The following is a 1,301-nucleotide window of genomic DNA, read 5'->3' on the forward strand; positions in this document are numbered from 1 at the left end:
CGGTATCCCGCTCATGCTGGCGTACCCAGACACGCAGAGTCTCCGGTGTACAGCCAATCTTTGGGGCAATGGAACAAATTGCCGCCCACTGTGAGTCATATTCGCCCTGACTTTCCAGAACCATACGAATCGCCCTCTGACGGACTTCGGGGGAAAAACGAGTATTTTTAGTCATCCTGTTTACCTCTTTCTCAGGGAGTTTAGTCTCCAGGATTCCCGGGGCGGTTCAGGATATGATTTTTACCTGTCAGAACATTATCAGATGGAACGTACAGGATGGATCAGGAAATGACGTTTTCACTCAGCTATGAACAACTGACCCGGTTTGCGGAAAAACGCATCCGGGAATGCAATCTGGACAGCCACGGCGTAACTTATCTCTGCGAGTCAGCCAAAGCCGGAGCCGTGCTGATCTTCTGGCATGAACTGGCCATAAATGGCTATACCTCAATGAATGCCATAAAGAGACAGGAGATCATTGACGCCGACCATCAGCGCCTCAGAAAGCTCATCTGGCCGGAGGATGACTGGAAATGACTCAGAGCCGCCGACCGTCGCCACTGCAGCGGAGAGTGCTGATTGTGCTGGCTGCCCTTGATGAAAAACGGCCAGGACCCGTGCTGACGCGGGACATAGAACGGGTGCTGGAGCAAAGCGGGGAAGCCCCGGTCTACGGGCCAAACCTGCGCGCCTCCTGCCGTCGTCTGGAGGATGCCGGCTGGCTGCGTACCCTGCGCGCTCCGAACCTGCAGCTGGCAGTGGAGCTGACGGACGCCGGCCGGGCCGTGGCACAGCCTCTGCTGCCCGCAGGCGGCACTTCTGCCACTGATCTGGCGGTGGAGCTGAACGGCATAACGTATCAGGCCTGCCGTGGGGATTTTGTGGTGCGTCTCGACGGCAGCACCTGTCTGCAGTTATGGAATAAAGAAGGCAGGGTGGTACGCCGGGAGGGCGATCCGCTGGAAGTGGCGCAGTGGCTGCAGGCCTGTCACGATGCAGGAATGGAGGTTCGCGTACAGATAAATGAAAGTGCCGCTCCGTAAGAACACGCCTGTGCACGGTTTACACATCATCCCATGGTGGCAGCCGGTTAACTTTCCTGCGCCACCAGTGGAAAGAGGCCATGAGCAGTCCGGACAAAAACCCCCCCGTGATACTTATAATAATGGCCTCACCTGCCACCATTCCTGACGGCCCCCAGTAGATAAACCACATTGCACATCCCCAGGAAATGCCCCATAAGCCCCCCGTCAGCACCGTGACCTGCCAGAACGGCATAAAGGGTAATGGCGGAAGCCGGA

At 57.0% G+C, this 1,301-nt stretch carries 4 protein-coding genes; 2 read left to right on the top strand and 2 right to left on the bottom strand.

Features of this window, described 5'->3' with window-relative positions:
- On the bottom strand, window positions 1–175 hold a 175-nt coding region (locus C4F37_RS27085), incomplete at its 3' end, for a transposase (RefSeq protein WP_139831787.1).
- Between the two features lie 101 nt (window positions 176–276).
- Between C4F37_RS27085 and C4F37_RS27090 the strand changes: the two genes are divergently transcribed.
- Together C4F37_RS27090 and C4F37_RS27095 are read left to right on the top strand one after the other, a co-directional pair.
- On the top strand, window positions 277–537 hold the full coding sequence (locus C4F37_RS27090) for a hypothetical protein (RefSeq protein ID WP_000371882.1): 261 nt from the start codon (window positions 277–279) through the stop codon (window positions 535–537).
- Window positions 534–1,043, top strand: a complete 510-nt coding sequence (locus C4F37_RS27095; protein ID WP_000194542.1) for a hypothetical protein — start codon at window positions 534–536, stop codon at window positions 1,041–1,043. The genes C4F37_RS27090 and C4F37_RS27095 overlap by 4 nt, the downstream gene beginning before the upstream one ends.
- Before the next feature lie 19 nt (window positions 1,044–1,062).
- Here C4F37_RS27095 and C4F37_RS27665 read toward each other — a convergent pair.
- Window positions 1,063–1,301: DUF6404 family protein (locus C4F37_RS27665; protein WP_106106748.1), on the bottom strand; the 239-nt coding region annotated here is incomplete at its 5' end.

The organism is Escherichia sp. R1, assembly GCF_003000935.1.
Classification (GTDB): Bacteria; Pseudomonadota; Gammaproteobacteria; order Enterobacterales; family Enterobacteriaceae; genus Escherichia; species Escherichia coli.